Here is a 16,839-nt window from a genome sequence, read left to right on the forward strand (position 1 = left end):
AGACACCCTGTTTTCCGACAAGGAGAAAACATTGCTCGACGTAACCACTTTCGATGAGCTGCGCATCGGCCTCGCGACGGCCGATGACATCCGTCGCTGGTCGCACGGTGAAGTGAAGAAGCCCGAGACCATCAACTACCGCACCCTCAAGCCCGAGAAGGACGGTCTGTTCGGCGAGCAGATCTTCGGACCTTCCCGCGACTGGGAGTGCTCCTGCGGCAAGTACAAGCGAGTCCGCTTCAAAGGCATCGTCTGCGAGCGCTGCGGCGTCGAGGTCACCAAGTCCTCGGTTCGTCGCGAGCGGATGGGCCACATCGAGCTCGCCGCTCCCGTCACTCACATCTGGTACTTCAAGGGCGTCCCCTCGCGCCTGGGATACCTGCTGGACATGGCGCCGAAGGACCTCGAGAAGGTCATCTACTTCGCGGCGTACATGATCATCGACGTGGACGACGACGGCCGTCACGCCGACATGCCCGGCCTCGAGAACGAGCTCCGGCTCGAGATCAAGACCCTCTCGGACCAGCGCGACTCCCGCATCGCGGACCGCCTGGCGCGCCTGGAGACCGATCTCGCCGCCCTGGAGGCGGAGGGCGCGAAGAGCGACCAGAAGCGCCGCACCAAGGACGGCGCCGAGAAAGAGATGGGCCAGATCCGCAAGTCCTTCGACGAGGACATTGCGCGGCTCGAGAGCGTGTGGGAGCAGTTCCGCACCCTCAAGGTCGGCGACCTCAAGCCCGAGGACGCCGTCTTCAACGAGCTCGTCGACCGCTACGGCGTCTACTTCGAGGCCTACATGGGCGCCGAGGCGATCAAGAAGCGCCTCGAGCAGTTCGACCTCCAGGCCGAGGCCGAGACGCTGCACCTGCAGATCGCCGAGGGCAAGGGTCAGAAGAAGATCCGCGCCATCAAGCGCCTGCGCGTCGTCAACTCGTTCCTCGCCACCGGCAACTCGCCGGCTGCGATGGTCCTCGACGTCGTCCCGGTCATCCCGCCGGAGCTGCGCCCGATGGTGCAGCTCGACGGAGGCCGGTTCGCGACCAGCGACCTGAACGACCTCTACCGTCGTGTGATCAACCGCAACAACCGTCTCCGCCGCCTGCTCGACCTCGGTGCCCCCGAGATCATCGTGAACAACGAAAAGCGCATGCTGCAGGAGGCGGTCGACGCTCTCTTCGACAACGGTCGTCGCGGCCGCCCCGTCACCGGTACCGGTAACCGCGCCCTCAAGTCCCTGAGCGACATGCTCAAGGGAAAGCAGGGTCGATTCCGCCAGAACCTGCTGGGCAAGCGCGTCGACTACTCGGGCCGCTCGGTCATCATCGTCGGCCCGCAGCTCAAGCTGCACCAGTGCGGTCTGCCCAAGCAGATGGCGCTGGAGCTGTTCAAGCCGTTCGTGATCAAGCGCCTGATCGACCTCTCGCACGCTCAGAACATCAAGGCCGCCAAGCGCATGGTGGAGCGATCGCGCCCGCAGGTGTGGGACGTGCTCGAGGAGATCATCCGCGAGCGCCCCGTCCTGCTGAACCGTGCGCCCACGCTGCACCGACTCGGCATCCAGGCCTTCGAGCCCCAGCTGGTCGAGGGCAAGGCGATTCAGCTGCACCCGCTCGTGTGCGCCGCGTTCAACGCGGACTTCGACGGCGACCAGATGGCCGTCCACCTGCCGCTGTCCGTCGAGGCCCAGGCCGAGGCCCGCATCCTGATGCTGGCGTCGAACAACATCCTCAAGCCCTCGGACGGCCGTCCGGTCACCCTGCCCACGCAGGACATGATCATCGGCCTCCACCACCTGACGACCATCCGCGAGGGTGCCGCCGGTGAGGGACGTGCATTCTCCTCCGTGTCCGAGGCGATCCTCGCGAAGGACCAGGGCTCGCTGCACCTGAACTCGAAGGTGAAGATCCGCATGTCGGACGTCTTCTTCGGGCAGGGTCAGGCACCCGAGGGCGTGGAGCTCGACGACAAGGGCAAGGTCACTGCGCCGGTGCTGCTCGAGACCACACTCGGTCGCGCCCTCTTCAACGAGGCGCTGCCGGTCGACTACCCCTACTTCGAGCAGGTCGCCGACAAGACGACCATCTCCGGGATCGTGAACGACCTCGCGGAGCGCTACCCGAAGGTGGAGGTCGCCGCCTCCCTCGACCGGATCAAGGACGCCGGCTTCTACTGGGCCACTCGGTCCGGCGTGACCGTCGCACTGTCGGACATCCTCACGCCTCCGTCGAAGCCCGAGATCATCGCGGGCTACGAGAAGAAGGCCGCGAAGGTCGAGTCCGAGTACGACAAGGGTCTGACCACCCAGGCCGAGCGCCGCCAGGAGCTCGTGAAGATCTGGACCGAGGCGACCGACGAGGTCGCCACGGCCATGCGCGCGAACTTCCCGACGGACAACACCATCAACCGCATGGTCACCTCCGGTGCCCGTGGAAACTGGCTGCAGGTGCGCAACATCGCCGGCATGCGAGGCCTGGTGAACAACCCGAAGGGCGAGATCATCGCCCGTCCGATCATCTCCTCCTACCGCGAGGGCCTGTCGGTCGCCGAGTACTTCATCGCCACGCACGGTGCCCGCAAGGGTCTGGCCGACACCGCGCTGCGCACCGCGGACTCGGGGTACCTGACGCGTCGACTCGTCGACGTCTCGCAGGACGTCATCATCCGTGAGGACGACTGCGGCACCACGAAGGGTCTCGAGCTGCCGATCATGCTCCAGGACGCCACCGGCGCCTGGATCAAGGACTCGAACGTCGAGAACTCGGTCTACGCCCGTTCGCTCGCCACCCCGGCGTCGAACGAGGCGGGCGAGCGCGTCGCCGAGGCCGGCGAGGACGTGGGCGATGTTCTGATCGAGAAGCTGGTCGGAGCAGGTGTCCGCCACATCAAGGTGCGCTCCGTCCTGACCTGTGAGTCCGCCGTCGGCGTCTGCGCGGCCTGCTACGGCCGTTCGCTCGCCACCGGCAAGCTCGTCGACATCGGCGAGGCCGTCGGTATCATCGCGGCCCAGTCGATCGGCGAGCCCGGCACCCAGCTCACCATGCGCACCTTCCACACCGGTGGCTCGGCCTCGGCCGACGACATCACGCAGGGTCTTCCCCGCGTGCAGGAACTCTTCGAGGCCCGTACCCCCAAGGGTGCGTCACCCATCGCGGAGGCCGCCGGTCGCATCACGATCGAGGACACCGACCGGGCCCGCCGCGTCATCCTCCAGCCGGACAACGGCGACGAGGCGGTCATCTATCCGGTGCTCAAGCGCTCGCAGCTGCTCGTCGAGGACGGCCAGTCGGTCACCCTCGGGCAGCAGTTGCACGTCGGAACGGTCGACCCCAAGGAGGTCCTGCGCGTGCTGGGCGTCCGCGAGGTCCAGAAGCACCTGGTGGGCGGCGTTCAGGGCGTCTACCGTTCGCAGGGTGTGCCGATCCACGACAAGCACATCGAGGTCATCGTGCGCCAGATGCTCCGGAAGGTCACCGTGGTCGACCACGGCGACACGGAGCTGCTGCCGGGCGAGCTCGTCGACCGCTCGCGGTACAGCGAGGTCAACCGTGCGGCTCTGACCGAGGGCAAGCGGACCGCGTCCGCACGCCAGGAGGTTATGGGTATCACCAAGGCCTCGCTCGCGACCGAGTCCTGGTTGTCGGCCGCGTCCTTCCAGGAGACCACCCGTGTTCTGACGCAGGCGGCGATGGAGGGCAAGCGCGACCCGCTGCTGGGCCTGAAGGAGAACGTGATCATCGGAAAGCTGATCCCGGCGGGAACCGGTCTGCCCAAGTACCGGAACGTGTCGGTCGAAGCGACCGAGGAGGCGAAGGCGGAGCGGTACCCCAACCGCATCTTCGCCGACGACGCCGCCTTCAGCGACGCCGACCTCTCGTTCGTCGACTTCGACTCGTTCTCGAGCGACGGCTACGAGCCGGGCAACTACAGCTGACTCACGTGAGCTGAACGATCGAAGGCCCCGTCGGGACACCGGCGGGGCCTTCGTCGTTCCCGGGCCGGCCACACCCGCACGGGGGGTGCCGGCGGTTCGCGCCTGCGGACGTTCTGCCCGCGGTGGGAATGATTGACTCGAGGGGTGCTCGCCGGGTCGAGTTCGTCCCGATCCCCGTCCTGGCCGCGGCACTCGAAGGACTGCGCGGATGAGAGTCGTGATCGTCGTGCTGGCCGCCCTGGTTGCGGTGGTCGGCGCGCTCATCGTGCCCAGTGGGCGCGCCGAGGCGGCGGAGGCCGTCGTCCCGACGTCCTGCGGAGCGGCGCAGCTCGCGCCGGTGCTCGCGGGTGACGACGTCGAGCCGCGCTCCGTCAGGGCTGTCGTGCCGATCGTGCTGCTGCACGGCTGGCTCGGCACAGCGACCCACGACGCGAGCCGCACTGGCGTCTTCTCGCACCTGGTCGACATGGTCTCGTCGGACTCAGCGACCGCTCTCGACGCTCCCGAGCCTTCGCTCCTCGGCCGGTTCCAACAGATCGAGGGCGCCGCCGTTTACACCTTCGACTATCGTCGCCTTGCCGCCCGTTGGGTCACCGACCCCGGGATCAGCGATGCTCTTGCCTCCTCGATCGCCTGTCTGGTGTCGGCGACCGGCCAGCGTGCCATTGTGGTTGCGCATTCGATGGGCGGTCTCGCCGCACGTCAGGCGCTGAGCAGCACGGTCGACGGCACGGCCGTGTCATCGATGGTCTCGTCGGTGCTCACCTTCGGGACACCCAATACCGGTTCCGATGTCGCTGAGCGTCTGGGCCGGATGGTCGATGAGTCCGGTCGGGTGAGTCCCGCCGTGATCGCCGGGCTCGACCCGCCGAGCCGACTGAGCCTCTCGGCGATGCTCGCCTCCTGCGGTGCCGCCGTTTCAGAGAACGCCGAGTACGCGGGGGAGTGCACGGGAGTGCCCTTGATCGACGCTCTCGCCTCCGCCGCGGGCAAGGGCCTGCGCACCGGATCGTCCGAGCTCGGCTCCCTGCCGCCCTGGCCGGCCGGCGTGCATGTGACGGCGCTGGTCGGCGACATCCAGGTCACCGCGGCTGTAGCGCTCGGCCGGGCCAGCGCGCCGGTCGGCCTCGGCGACATCATGGTCGCGACCGGATCGGCGACAGCCGGGGTCGACGACTCCGTGGTCTCGACCTGCCGCTACACCTATCTGGCTGCGGCGGATGCTCCGTCGGTGGTCGCCGAGCTCACGCCGTTCGCACGCCTGGGCAACGCCCTGCGCTTCGCCAAGCTCGTGGTCGATGTGGACGCGAGCCCGTGCCATCACGCGCGTCTGACCCGCAACGTCGACCTCGTCGAGCACGCCACGGGCGTCGTCTCCGATGTCATCGCCCGGGAGCTGGCCGTCCCGCGCGCGACAAAGGCGCGGGCGACCGCGCATCTGTTCCCGGTGGCGGAGGAGTCGCGGCGGCGCTCCTTGTGAGCGTCCTGAGGCGGGTCGCGGACAGCGAGGAGACATGGTGTCGCGACGTTTGACGGACGAATGTCGCGCATCATACGGTCGGACCGGTCGCTGGGGGCGTCCGCCTGGGGGGACAGGCAGCGCGGTCCGCGCGGTACCCGAGCCGCATGCGCGGGCCGCGCCCGTCCCCGCCCCGCTCTCACCCGCTGCCCGCGGAACGGGTACGCTCTGCTGGACACCAGATGTCGGAGAGGTCTCCGCACATCCCAGCGGAGGCCCCATGAGTGACGAGCCCCCGGCGACGCCGGAGACGACGCGTACGCCGCGTCTCACCCGCGAGCAGGTCCGCATCCGCCTGCTCGACGCGGCCCTCGCAGTCGTGCGGACCGAGGGTCTGCGCGTCGGAGTCGGCCACCTGTCGCTCGAAGACGTCATCCGCTCGGCCGGGGTGCCGCGCAGCACGGTGTATCGGATCTGGCCGACCCGGAAGTCGTTCTACGACGAGCTGATCGGCGCCATTCCCGAGCGGGTACTCGCGACTAGGCTCGACCAGCCGTCGCTGGCCGCCGGGGACTCCTACCTGCATCGCCACCTCGTCGCGGAGCTCACGCCGGAGCAGCGTCGCGAGGCCCTGGTCGCCTCCGTGCGGGTGGCCGTCGATGCGAACGTCGACAACGTTTTCTCAGCACAGCACTGGCGCAACTTCATCGCCCTCGCCGGCGCGGCCGACTCGCACGAGGAGCCGGCGAGGACCGCCATCCGCTCGGCGCTGCGCGTCCGTCAGCTCCACTTCATCGACAACATGGCGAAGTACTACCAGCATACCCTCGACGAGGCAGGGCTGCGGCTGCGCCCGGGCCGCAGCCACGCGGCACTCGCCTCCGCCGTCTCTGCCCTCGTGGAGGGTCTCTGCATTGCCCGCATCGCCGCGCCGGAGCTGGTGACCGGCCCCCTCGACCCCGCCGACCCCGACGGCCCCTCGCTCGCCGTCGTCTCGGTGTTGATGCTGATCGACGGGTTCACCGAAACGGACGACTGATCCGGGGATCCGCGTGCGCTCAGTCCTCCGCGACCGGCTCCAGCATCCCGTCGACGATCGAGCGGATCGTCCAGGCCGCGAGCATCCACTCGACCGGCTCTCCGTCGAGGCCGGGGGCCGTCACGGCGGCGTCGAGGTCATCGTCCAGGAGGCGGCCGCGGTGCGCGAGCCCGTCGATCACGGTCGCCGTGAGGTGAGCGAGCTGGAGCGTGGTGAATCCGGGGCGCAGTGAGGCGCCGATCAACTCGAGGAACTCCTCGTAGAAGTCCCGCATCCGGCGGGTCAGCATGCCCTCGATCCGCTTCGCCGTCGCCTGGACGGCATCGCGCGCGGGCCCGGCCTCCATCGAGAAGGTGCAGGCGAGGAGGGCGTTGTAGGAGGACCAGTCAGCGGATCGGCGGAGTGACTCCGCGTTCGCGCGAGCGCCGATCCGGATCATCTCCCAGCCGACCTGTCGGCGTCCGGCGGCGGTCACGAGCAGGTGGGAGAAGCGTTTGCGGACCTCGCGCGTCTCCTGTCGGGTCTCGAGTTCGGCGCCCTCGGCGTAGCGGTCGCGCACGAAGATTTCGCCGATGAGGTCCGCGACGAACTCCTCGCGGGTGCTCCAGATGCGGTAGACGGAGCTGCGCGGCACCTCCGCGAGGCGGATGTACTCCTCCATCGGCAGGTGCGCGAAGCTCACGGTGAGGCCGTGGGTCGAGACGACCTCGCGGGCCGTGGTGATCATGCGGTTGCGGACCTGCTCCGCGGGTATCCTCCGGGCCCGTGCGGCGCCTCCTGAGCTGTCGTCCATGCTGAGGGACACTATCCGGTGCCGGGAGCCCCGAGGCGCCCTTCAGGCGGTCCATGAGCCGATTCGGAACGGTCTGGGGGTCTCCTCCCACTGAAACGAAATGTCTCATCAGCTGCGCGCTGAGTGCCATGCCCGCTACGGTGCAGCCGGGGCGGACCCGAACCTGCCCCTGCAAGGGGACCTCCGTGACCGGATTCGATCGGTTCACGCTGGACGTCGCAGACGGACCAGCGATCGAGCGCGCCGCGCTCCAGGCGCTGCTCGCGCAGCTGCTGCCGCAGTTCTCGCACGACGAAGAGGGCGTGGACCGGATCGCGGTCCTCGACCTCGACGGCGTGCCCGGCGAGGAGGTGGCCGCCGCGATGGAGCGCGCCGCGGAGCGCACGGTCGGCCTCGTCGTCCTCTCCTCCTCCGACTCGCTCGAGCCGGTGCGGGCTGTGCTGCGGCGCGAGAGAGCCGCCTACGTCTGGAAGGGAGACGACCCGAGCGAGCTCGCCGCCGCTGTCGTCTCGGTCGCTTCCGGCCGCACCTGGATCTCGGACACGGCCCGGCACCGGCTCGTGCACGGCCGGGAGGTGCGCCGCCCGGTGCTGAGCCCGCAGGAGAGCCGGGTGATGCGCGCCTACGGGGCCGGAGCCGCGGTCAGGACCGTCGCCGTCGATCTCAACGTCGCCGAGCACACCGTCCGCACCTACATCAAGCGGATCCGCGCCAAGTACCTCGAGACCGGGGTCACACTCGACTCACGGGTCGACTTCTACCGTCACATCGGCGACCACGACGTCGCCATCCGTCGCGGCGGAGACCGGGTGCGGGCCGTCGAGCAGCAGGCGGGCAGCGACGCCGCGAGCGAGCGCCGAGCGTGAGGCCAGGAGAATCGCGTTCCCGTCGCTGCGCCCCTCGATGAACGCGGTGGCGCCGACCGCGGTGGTGACGGGGAGCAGCTCCCGTACGACCCGGCGCAGGCGCGTGAGCCTGCGGTGGTCGGCGTCGTCGGCGACGTTGACCGCGAGCAGTCCCGCGGATCCTACTCGCGCGGTGAGCGGAGCGAGCACGGCCGGCGAGTAGAAGGCCTCCGGGATCTCGTCGCCGTCGTAGACGTCGAGCACGACGAGGTCGGCCTTCCAGGTGGGCAGTGCTCCGGAGGCGTTCGCTGTCACGACCCGCACGCGGGCGTCGCGGGGGAGCGGGGCGTGGGCGAGCACGAATTCGACCAGTCCCTCCGCGCTCTCGACCGCGAGCTGCTCGGAGCCGGGCCGTGTCACCGCGACGTAGCGCGCCAGTGCCAGCGCGCCGGCACCGAGGTGCAGCACGCGCAGCGGCTCACCCGCAGCCGCAGCCGCGTCCACGACCGCGCCGAGGCGGGCGAGGTACTCGAGGTGCAGTGATCGAGGATCCCCTGGGTCGATCAGCGACTGCTCGATGCCGTCGACCGTGAGCAGCAGTGCCTCCGGCCGCACCGGGTCGGGCCTCAGCTCGGCGACGCGGCCATCCGGCAGTACGAGGCTCGGCGGCATGCCGTCACGCTAGCGCTCCTCGCGCGATCCGCCCTGGCGCCGGTACGGTGACAGGCATGGTCGCCTTGATCCTGCTCGACGTCGATGGCGTCCTGAATCCCTCCGTCCGCAGCGATCGCGCGGCGGGCTCGCACCGGCTCGAACTCGAGCCGGAGCGGGAGGCGCTCGTCGCCCGGCTCGCCGCGGTCGGCACGATCGTCTGGGCCACGACGTGGCCGCCCCGCCTGACCTCGGTCCTCGCTGAGGATCTCGGGTTGCCGGGCGGCACGGAGGCGATCGTCTTCGACGGCGGGCTCCCTCGCGATCCGCGATTCCCCGGGCAGACGGGCAAGCTTCAGCCGGTCGCGGCCTGGCTCGAGTCGGCCGCCGAACGCGGCCCGATCGACGCGGTGGTCTGGATCGACGACAACCTCCGCGAGGACGCCTACCTCTGGGCGCGCGAGCAGAGCACCCCCTTCCATCTGATCCGACCGGACTCGGCGGCGGGCCTCACCGACGACGAGGTCGCGGGGACGGAGCGGTTCCTCGCCGCGCACTCGGCGTCACGGGGCGACATCCGGGAATAGCCGACCCCTTCCCCGGTTATCGTCTGTGCGAGTGGGTCCGCTTCGCCGCGGTCCCCTCCTGGACGTCCCGTCCCGTCGTCGATCCCCGCGCCGCACCCCGCGCACCGCGACCGCCACGACTCCGTGATTCACCGAAGGACAACACCGTGACCCTTTCCGCCCGTACCTCTCTGCGCGTCCTGTTCGGCACTGCTGCTGCCGCCGCCGCCCTGGTCCTCGCCGGCTGCGCGCCCGCCTCGACCGACGACGTGGTCTCGGGCTCGAGCGGCGCGGGCACGACCTCCGCGAGCGACGGCCTGACCCTCGCCGAGGTCAAAGACTCCGGAAAGCTCACCATCGGCACCGAGGGCACCTACCCGCCCTTCTCCTTCCACGCCGATGGCGGCACCGGTGCGCTGACCGGTTACGACATCGACGTGGTCACCGCGGTCGCCGAGAAGCTGGGCGTGGAGCCCGAGTTCCAGGAGACGCAGTGGGACGCGATTTTCGCGGGCCTGGAGGGTGGGCGCTTCGACGTGATCGCCAACCAGGTCGCGATCAACGATGACCGCAAGGCGAAGTACGACTTCTCCGAGCCGTACTCCGTCAGCCCCGGCGTCGTGATCGTGCCTGCGAGCGACACGTCCATCACCGATCTCGCCGGCCTCTCCGGCAAGACCACCGCCCAATCGCTCTCGAGCAACTGGTACACCGTCGCGCAGCAGAACGGCGCGCAGGTCGAGGGCGTCGAGGGCTGGGCCCAGGCCATCGCCCTCGTCGAGCAGGGACGCGTCGACGCGACGGTGAACGACCGCCTCACCTGGCTCGACTGGTCCACGACCTACCCCGACCAGGCCGCCGGACTCAAGGTCGCCGTCACGACCGCCGACACCTCCGCGAGCGGTTTCGCCTTCCCTCGGGGATCCGATGACCTCGTCGCCGCCGTCGACTCCGCCCTCGACGAACTGCGCGCGGACGGCACCCTCGTCTCCCTCTCCGAGCGCTACTTCGGAGCCGACGTCTCCCAGTAGTCCGCCGCGGCGGCTCCTTCTGCACCGGGAGGAGCCGCCTCGCGCGGGTTCGGCCTCGCGGTGAGGGAATGCACTGCGCCGGAGGCCGACGCGCCGGGCGCAATCGTGCCCGGGCATGCCAGCATTCCGAAGGAGGCGGACTCGGTCCGCCTCCGATGCCACCACCCGACCGAGCCGACCGCGGGGCTGCTCCGCGAAGGAGAGAATCTATGGATCTTGTCCTCCGGTCGTTCTGGCCGATCCTCTCCGGGGGCATCGTCGGGACGATCCCGCTCGCGGTGGTGAGCTTCGCGATCGGGCTCGTGCTCGCGCTGGCGGTCGCCCTGATGCGGCTCTCGCGGGTGCGGATCCTCTCCTGGACCGCCCGCGCCTACATCTCGGTCATCCGTGGCACACCCCTCCTGGTGCAGCTGTTCGTGATCTTTTACGGCCTGCCGAGCCTCGGCCTCAAGATCGACCCGTGGCCCAGCGCCACGATCGCCTTCGCCCTGAACGTGGGAGGCTACGCGGCCGAGGTGATTCGAGCGGCGATCCTGAGCGTCCCGAAGGGGCAGTGGGAGGCGGCGCACACCATCGGCATGAGCCGCGCGCTCTCCCTGCGGCGGATCATCCTGCCGCAGGCCGCGCGGGTCTCGGTGCCGCCGCTGTCGAACACCTTCATCTCCCTGGTGAAGGACACCTCGCTGGCCTCGCTGATCCTGGTGACCGAGCTCTTCCGGCAGGCGCAGAAGATCGCGACTGCGTCCAGCGAGTTCATGCTGCTCTACGTCGAGGCCGCCCTGATCTACTGGCTCATCTGCCTGGTGCTCTCCAGCGGCCAGGGTCTGCTCGAAAAGCGATTGGACCGCTATGTCGCCCGTTGACTCCCCGACCGACGCTCGGCCCGTGGTCACGGCCCGGGGCCTGCGCAAGTCCTTCGGCGGCGTGGAGGTGCTCCGTGGGATCGACCTAGAGGTCCGCCGAGGCGAGGTCGTCGCTCTCATCGGTCCGTCCGGCTCGGGTAAGACCACCGTCCTGCGCTCGCTGAACAGCCTCGAGGTGCCGGACGGCGGAGTCGTCGAACTCGCGGACGGCAGCGTGCTCACCTTCGATCGCGGTGTCGGACGCAAGGCGCTCACCGGTCTGCGCAATCACTCCGCGATGGTCTTTCAACATTTCAACCTTTTCCCTCATCTGACGGTCCTGCAGAACGTCACGGAGGGGCCGCTGCGAGTGCAGCGCCGCTCCGCATCCGAGGTGGTCCCGGAGGCGGAGCTGCTGCTCGAGCGCGTCGGCCTCGGCGGCCGGGGGAGCGCCTACCCGTTCGAGCTCTCCGGCGGGCAGCAGCAGCGCGTCGGCATCGTGCGGGCGCTCGCGCTGCGGCCCGAGCTCCTCCTCTTCGATGAGCCGACCTCGGCGCTGGACCCGGAGCTGGTCGGCGACGTGCTCTCGCTGATGCGAGAGCTGGCGGGAGAGGGCTGGACGATGCTCGTGGTCACGCACGAACTCGAATTCGCCCGGCAGGTGGCCTCGGAGGTCGTCTTCATGGCCGACGGCGTCGTCGTCGAACGCGGCGCTCCCGCGCAGATTCTGCGGGAGCCGCGCGAGCCGCGGACCCGGCAGTTCCTGCACCGTCTCCTCCATCCGCTCGACTAGGTCCGCCCCCCATCGACGGGAGCCGCGCGGCGCACCGGAAGTGGCGCGACCCGTGCCTATGCTGTCCGGGTGAACTGGAGCAGCGACGCCGAGACCACGCGGATCCCCTCCGCGACCGAGACGTCCGGCGGAACCGGACCCCAGCCGACCCGCGAGTACGTCTGGCCCGAACCCGAGACCGAGCGTCAGCCGACGCTCGAACCGTCCCCACCGGCCGCTACTGCCGAGGCGCCGAGTGCCCTCGGCCCGGTCGAGGCCGAGCCCGAACCTGTCCGCCGCTCGGGCAACCGCCTGGCCGGTCTCGCCCTCGCGCTGCTGACCACGGCGGTCTTCGCCGCCCTCTACCTGGTGGCGCTCACCGCGATCCGCCTCCTCGTCGGCCGCGCAGCTGGGGATCCGGTGGCGCTCGCGCTCGAGACGGCGCCGACCACGCTTTTTCTCGCGCCGGTCGCGGCGTTCTTCGTCGGACTCGCCCTGATCGTGCTGGTCGTGAACCGCGCGGGCTGGTGGGCTTACGTCCTCGGCGGGTTCCTGGTCGCCCTCCTCACGGCGGCGGCCGCGCTCGCCGGCGGCTGGAGCGCCGTCGGGCCGCTCTCGCTGCCGGTCGACCGTACCCTCGCGCTCGAGTACGTCCGCGACCCCGCTGTCCTGGCCGCCGTGCTCGCCGCGGCGGTGCTCGGCCGGGAAGCGAGCGTCTGGGGGGGCGCCGCCATCTCCGGGCGGGCCAGGGGCGTCAAGCGCCGCAACGCCGAGCGGGAAGCGGCCGATCCGTCGTGACGGGCCAGGAACAGGGCCGCAGCGCCGGGCTGGGCTACGGCCTCGCGCTGGCCGCCTTCGCCGCGTTCCTCTACCTCGCCCTGGTCGTCTGCGCGTTCGGGGTGCTCAGCCTCCTGCTCGATCAGGACGTCGTGCCCGAGCGCGATGCTGGCCCGCTGCTGGGGCCGGTGTCGGTGGCGGTCTGCGTCCTCGCCGTGCTGGTCGCGATGATGACCCTCGCCGCGCGCCCCGCCGTTCACCGAGTGCTCGGCCCATCGCTGCTGACCGGGGTCGTCGTCTCCCTGCTCTTCCTGCTCACCGGCGGCGCGCTCTACGGCCTCGGCCGGCAGGAGCCGGGCGACATCCTCGGCTGGGTGCTGGATCACGCGCCCACCCCTTTCGCGCTCGCGACCGGCGTGCTCGCGGCGGCGGTGCAGCTCGTGTTCCTCCTGCTCCTGGCTCGCCGCGACGCGGGCGGCCACAGCCCGCACTGGGGCTGGGAGGGCGACGAGCGGGAGTGATCGTGTCGGCCGGGCGGAGCGGCGTCGCGCGCTCTCCCAGGGCGAACGCCGCTCGGTTGACCGGCCCCGTCACTCCCCGTAATATTCTCCGGGTGTGCGCTGTGCCGTGCGCTTGTGTCATGCCTCCGGGTCGACGCGGTCGCCGCACCTCGCTCTACCGGGTCCGCAAGGATCCGCGGGTTCGTCCGATCGGGCGGCCCCCACGGCATACCCCTCACCCTCCCCGGTCCCGCTCGCGGGGCCGCGGGGTGCGTCGGGTCCAGATGAACTCGGCCGTTCCCGGAGACGGGAGGGCCGAATGTCGACCATCGATCCGCTGTCACCGTGCAGCATCCAAGGAGCAGAACCAGTGCCAACGATTCAGCAGTTGGTCCGTAAGGGACGCACGCCGAAGGTCACCAAGACCAAGGCGCCCGCCCTGAAGGCCAACCCCCAGCAGCGCGGCGTCTGCACGCGCGTCTACACGACCACGCCCAAGAAGCCGAACTCGGCCCTCCGCAAGGTGGCCCGCGTGAAGCTCTCCAACGGCACCGAGGTCACCGCCTACATCCCCGGCGAGGGCCACAACCTGCAGGAGCACTCGATGGTGCTCGTGCGCGGCGGTCGCGTCAAGGACCTCCCCGGTGTCCGCTACAAGATCGTTCGCGGCGCCCTGGACACCCAGGCCGTCAAGAACCGCAAGCAGGCTCGCAGCCGGTACGGCGCGAAGATGGAGAAGAAGTAATGCCTCGTAAGGGCCCAGCTCCCAAGCGCCCCGTCGTCGCAGACCCCGTCTACGGCGCTCCCATCGTCAGCCAGCTCGTCAACAAGATCCTCCTGGACGGCAAGAAGGGTCTCGCCGAGCGCATCGTCTACGGTGCCCTCGAGGGCGTCGCCGGCAAGAACGGCCAGGACGCCGTCGTCACCCTCAAGAAGGCTCTCGACAACGTCCGTCCGACCCTCGAGGTCCGTAGCCGCCGCGTTGGCGGCTCGACCTACCAGGTCCCGGTCGAGGTCAAGCCGCATCGCGCGAACACCCTCGCGCTGCGCTGGCTCACCAGCTACGCGAAGGCCCGTCGCGAGAAGACGATGACCGAGCGTCTGATGAACGAGATCCTCGACGCGTCGAACGGTCTGGGCGCCGCTGTGAAGCGTCGCGAGGACACCCACAAGATGGCCGAGTCGAACAAGGCCTTCGCGCACTACCGCTGGTAGCGCACCCGCGGTCGCCCTCGGGCGACCGTTACCGCCGGGCCCACAGCGTCCGCGCTGCGGGCCCGGTCCCGGCGGTGGATCGCCCGATCCCCGCGACCGGGCGATCCGCCACCACCAGAATCCCAGCCATTCGGCCATGAACCCGGTGCGCTGGCTCCATCACCTATCGGAGGAACTCCGTGGCACAAGATGTGCTCACCGACCTGAACAAGGTCCGCAACATCGGCATCATGGCCCACATCGATGCCGGCAAGACCACCACCACCGAGCGCATCCTGTTCTACACGGGTATCACGCACAAGATCGGCGAGGTCCACGACGGCGCCGCGACGATGGACTGGATGGCGCAGGAGCAGGAGCGCGGCATCACGATCACCTCTGCCGCAACTACCTGCTTCTGGAACAAGAACCAGATCAACATCATCGACACCCCCGGTCACGTCGACTTCACGGTCGAGGTCGAGCGCTCGCTCCGCGTCCTCGACGGCGCTGTCGCCGTCTTCGACGGTAAGGAGGGCGTCGAGCCCCAATCCGAGACCGTGTGGCGTCAGGCCGACAAGTACGACGTCCCCCGCATCTGCTTCGTCAACAAGATGGACAAGCTCGGCGCCGACTTCTACTACACCGTCGACACCATCGTGAACCGCCTCGGTGCGAAGCCGCTGGTCATCCAGCTGCCCATCGGCGCCGAGAGCACCTTCGAGGGCGTCGTCGACCTGGTCGAGATGCGCGCGCTCACCTGGCGCGGCGACTCCAAGGGAGACGTCGCGTTGGGCGCCAAGTACGAGATCGAGGAGATCCCGGCCGACCTCGCCGATAAGGCGGCGGAGTACCGCGAGAAGCTCCTCGAAACCGTCGCGGAGACCTCCGACGAGCTGCTCGAGAAGTATTTCGGCGGCGAGGAACTCACCGTTGCGGAGATCAAGGGCGCCATCCGCAAGATGACCGTCAACTCCGAGATCTACCCGGTGCTCTGCGGCTCCGCGTTCAAGAACCGCGGCGTCCAGCCGATGCTCGACGCGGTCGTGGACTACCTCCCCTCCCCGCTCGACGTCCCCGCCATCGAGGCGCACGACGTCCGCGACGAGGAGAAGGTCATCATGCGCCACGCCGACTCGACCGAGCCCTTCTCCGCGCTCGCGTTCAAGGTCGCCGTGCACCCGTTCTTCGGCCGCCTCACCTACGTCCGTGTCTACTCGGGCAAGCTCGACTCCGGCGCCCAGGTCATCAACTCGACCAAGGGCAAGAAGGAGCGCATCGGCAAGATCTTCCAGATGCACTCCAACAAGGAGAACCCGGTCGACTCGGTCACCGCCGGCCACATCTACGCCGTCATCGGTTTGAAGGACACCACCACCGGTGACACCCTGAGCGACCCGCAGGCGCAGGTCGTGCTCGAGTCGATGACCTTCCCGGAGCCCGTCATCGAGGTCGCCATCGAGCCCAAGACGAAGGCCGACCAGGAGAAGCTCGGAACCGCGATCCAGAAGCTCGCGGAGGAGGACCCCACCTTCCGCACCGAGCAGAACCAGGAGACCGGTCAGACGGTCATCAAGGGAATGGGCGAGCTGCACCTCGACATCCTGGTCGACCGTATGAAGCGCGAGTTCAACGTCGAGGCGAACGTCGGAAAGCCCCAGGTGGCGTACCGCGAGACGATTCGCCGCACCGTCGAGAAGTACGACTACACCCACAAGAAGCAGACGGGTGGCTCCGGCCAGTTCGCGAAGGTGCAGATCACCATCGAGCCGATGGCAGTCGATGCCGATAAGACCTACGAGTTCGTCAACGGCGTCACGGGTGGCCGCGTTCCGCGCGAGTACATTCCCTCGGTCGACGCGGGCATCCGCGACGCCATGCAGGTCGGCGTGCTCGCCGGCTATCCGATGGTCGGCGTGAAGGCGACCCTGGTCGATGGAGCGGCGCACGACGTCGATTCCTCCGAAATGGCGTTCAAGATCGCCGGCTCGATCGCGTTCAAGGAGGCTTCACGCAAGGCGCAGCCGGTCCTCCTCGAGCCGCTTATGGCCGTCGAAGTCCGTACTCCCGAGGAGTACATGGGCGACGTCATCGGCGACATCAACTCGCGTCGCGGAATGATCCAGTCGATGGAGGACGCCACCGGCATCAAGGTCATCCGGGCCAATGTCCCGCTGTCCGAGATGTTCGGCTACATCGGCGACCTGCGCTCGAAGACCTCGGGCCGCGCCGTCTACTCGATGACCTTCGAGACCTACGCCGAGGTCCCCAAGGCCGTGGCTGAGGAGATCGTCCAGAAGAACAAGGGCGAGTAGCGCCGCCCCTGGGTCGCCGCCGTTCCCTCGAACGGCGGCGGCCTGGTAGTGTCGTGCGGGTTTGCTGCCGAGCGCAGCGCGCCCCCTGTCGCAGCGGGACGGTCGCACGACCACTGCCGGTAAC

14 protein-coding genes are annotated in these 16,839 nt (G+C 69.2%); 13 read left to right on the forward strand and 1 reads right to left on the reverse strand.

Going from position 1 to position 16,839, the window contains the following annotated elements; all coding sequences use genetic code 11:
* Positions 1–31: 31 nt before the first annotated feature.
* The 3 genes from A6122_RS02885 to A6122_RS02895 all read left to right on the forward strand — a co-directional run bounded on the left by A6122_RS02885 (position 32) and on the right by A6122_RS02895 (position 6,429).
* On the forward strand, positions 32–3,931 hold the full coding sequence (locus A6122_RS02885) for a DNA-directed RNA polymerase subunit beta' (protein ID WP_068251413.1): 3,900 nt from the start codon (positions 32–34) through the stop codon (positions 3,929–3,931).
* Between the two features lie 208 nt (positions 3,932–4,139).
* The gene (locus A6122_RS02890) at positions 4,140–5,411 is read left to right on the forward strand and encodes an esterase/lipase family protein (protein ID WP_068251416.1); all 1,272 of its coding nucleotides are present in this window, start codon (positions 4,140–4,142) and stop codon (positions 5,409–5,411) included.
* A gap of 259 nt (positions 5,412–5,670) precedes the next feature.
* Positions 5,671–6,429, forward strand: a complete 759-nt coding sequence (locus tag A6122_RS02895) for a TetR/AcrR family transcriptional regulator (protein ID WP_068251418.1) — start codon at positions 5,671–5,673, stop codon at positions 6,427–6,429.
* Between the two features lie 19 nt (positions 6,430–6,448).
* Here the strand turns inward: A6122_RS02895 and A6122_RS02900 are convergent, their stop codons facing one another.
* Complete coding sequence (locus A6122_RS02900) at positions 6,449–7,222, reverse strand: hypothetical protein (protein ID WP_146076692.1); 774 nt, start codon at positions 7,220–7,222, stop codon at positions 6,449–6,451.
* Between the two features lie 185 nt (positions 7,223–7,407).
* Between A6122_RS02900 and A6122_RS15495 the strand changes: the two genes are divergently transcribed.
* The 10 genes from A6122_RS15495 to fusA all read left to right on the forward strand — a co-directional run bounded on the left by A6122_RS15495 (position 7,408) and on the right by fusA (position 16,715).
* On the forward strand, positions 7,408–8,088 hold the full coding sequence (locus tag A6122_RS15495; protein ID WP_104258970.1) for a LuxR C-terminal-related transcriptional regulator: 681 nt from the start codon (positions 7,408–7,410) through the stop codon (positions 8,086–8,088).
* Between the two features lie 707 nt (positions 8,089–8,795).
* Positions 8,796–9,305: an HAD domain-containing protein gene (locus A6122_RS02910; protein WP_068251426.1), complete on the forward strand. Its 510-nt coding sequence runs from the start codon at positions 8,796–8,798 to the stop codon at positions 9,303–9,305.
* A gap of 146 nt (positions 9,306–9,451) precedes the next feature.
* Complete coding sequence (locus A6122_RS02915; protein ID WP_068251429.1) at positions 9,452–10,315, forward strand: amino acid ABC transporter substrate-binding protein; 864 nt, start codon at positions 9,452–9,454, stop codon at positions 10,313–10,315.
* A 209-nt stretch (positions 10,316–10,524) separates the two neighbouring features.
* The gene (locus tag A6122_RS02920) at positions 10,525–11,178 is read left to right on the forward strand and encodes an amino acid ABC transporter permease (protein WP_084415775.1); all 654 of its coding nucleotides are present in this window, start codon (positions 10,525–10,527) and stop codon (positions 11,176–11,178) included.
* Positions 11,165–11,950: an amino acid ABC transporter ATP-binding protein gene (locus A6122_RS02925; RefSeq protein ID WP_068251435.1), complete on the forward strand. Its 786-nt coding sequence runs from the start codon at positions 11,165–11,167 to the stop codon at positions 11,948–11,950. The genes A6122_RS02920 and A6122_RS02925 overlap by 14 nt, the downstream gene beginning before the upstream one ends.
* Positions 11,951–12,019: 69 nt before the next feature.
* Positions 12,020–12,727: a hypothetical protein gene (locus A6122_RS02930; protein ID WP_068251438.1), complete on the forward strand. Its 708-nt coding sequence runs from the start codon at positions 12,020–12,022 to the stop codon at positions 12,725–12,727.
* Positions 12,724–13,227, forward strand: coding sequence for a DUF6121 family protein (locus A6122_RS02935; RefSeq protein WP_068251440.1), 504 nt, complete (start codon positions 12,724–12,726; stop codon positions 13,225–13,227). The genes A6122_RS02930 and A6122_RS02935 overlap by 4 nt, the downstream gene beginning before the upstream one ends.
* A gap of 349 nt (positions 13,228–13,576) precedes the next feature.
* Positions 13,577–13,951, forward strand: a complete 375-nt coding sequence (gene rpsL, locus A6122_RS02940) for a 30S ribosomal protein S12 (RefSeq protein ID WP_011186743.1) — start codon at positions 13,577–13,579, stop codon at positions 13,949–13,951.
* Positions 13,951–14,421, forward strand: coding sequence for a 30S ribosomal protein S7 (rpsG, locus tag A6122_RS02945; protein WP_068251443.1), 471 nt, complete (start codon positions 13,951–13,953; stop codon positions 14,419–14,421). Before rpsL ends, rpsG begins: the two co-directional genes overlap by 1 nt.
* A 179-nt stretch (positions 14,422–14,600) precedes the next feature.
* A complete protein-coding gene (gene fusA, locus A6122_RS02950) occupies positions 14,601–16,715 on the forward strand; it encodes an elongation factor G (protein WP_068251446.1) in 2,115 nt (704 codons plus the stop codon).
* The last annotated feature ends 124 nt before the right edge of the window (positions 16,716–16,839 follow it).

Origin of the sequence: Rathayibacter tritici, assembly GCF_001641005.1 — a bacterium.
Taxonomy (GTDB): domain Bacteria; phylum Actinomycetota; class Actinomycetes; order Actinomycetales; family Microbacteriaceae; genus Rathayibacter; species Rathayibacter tritici.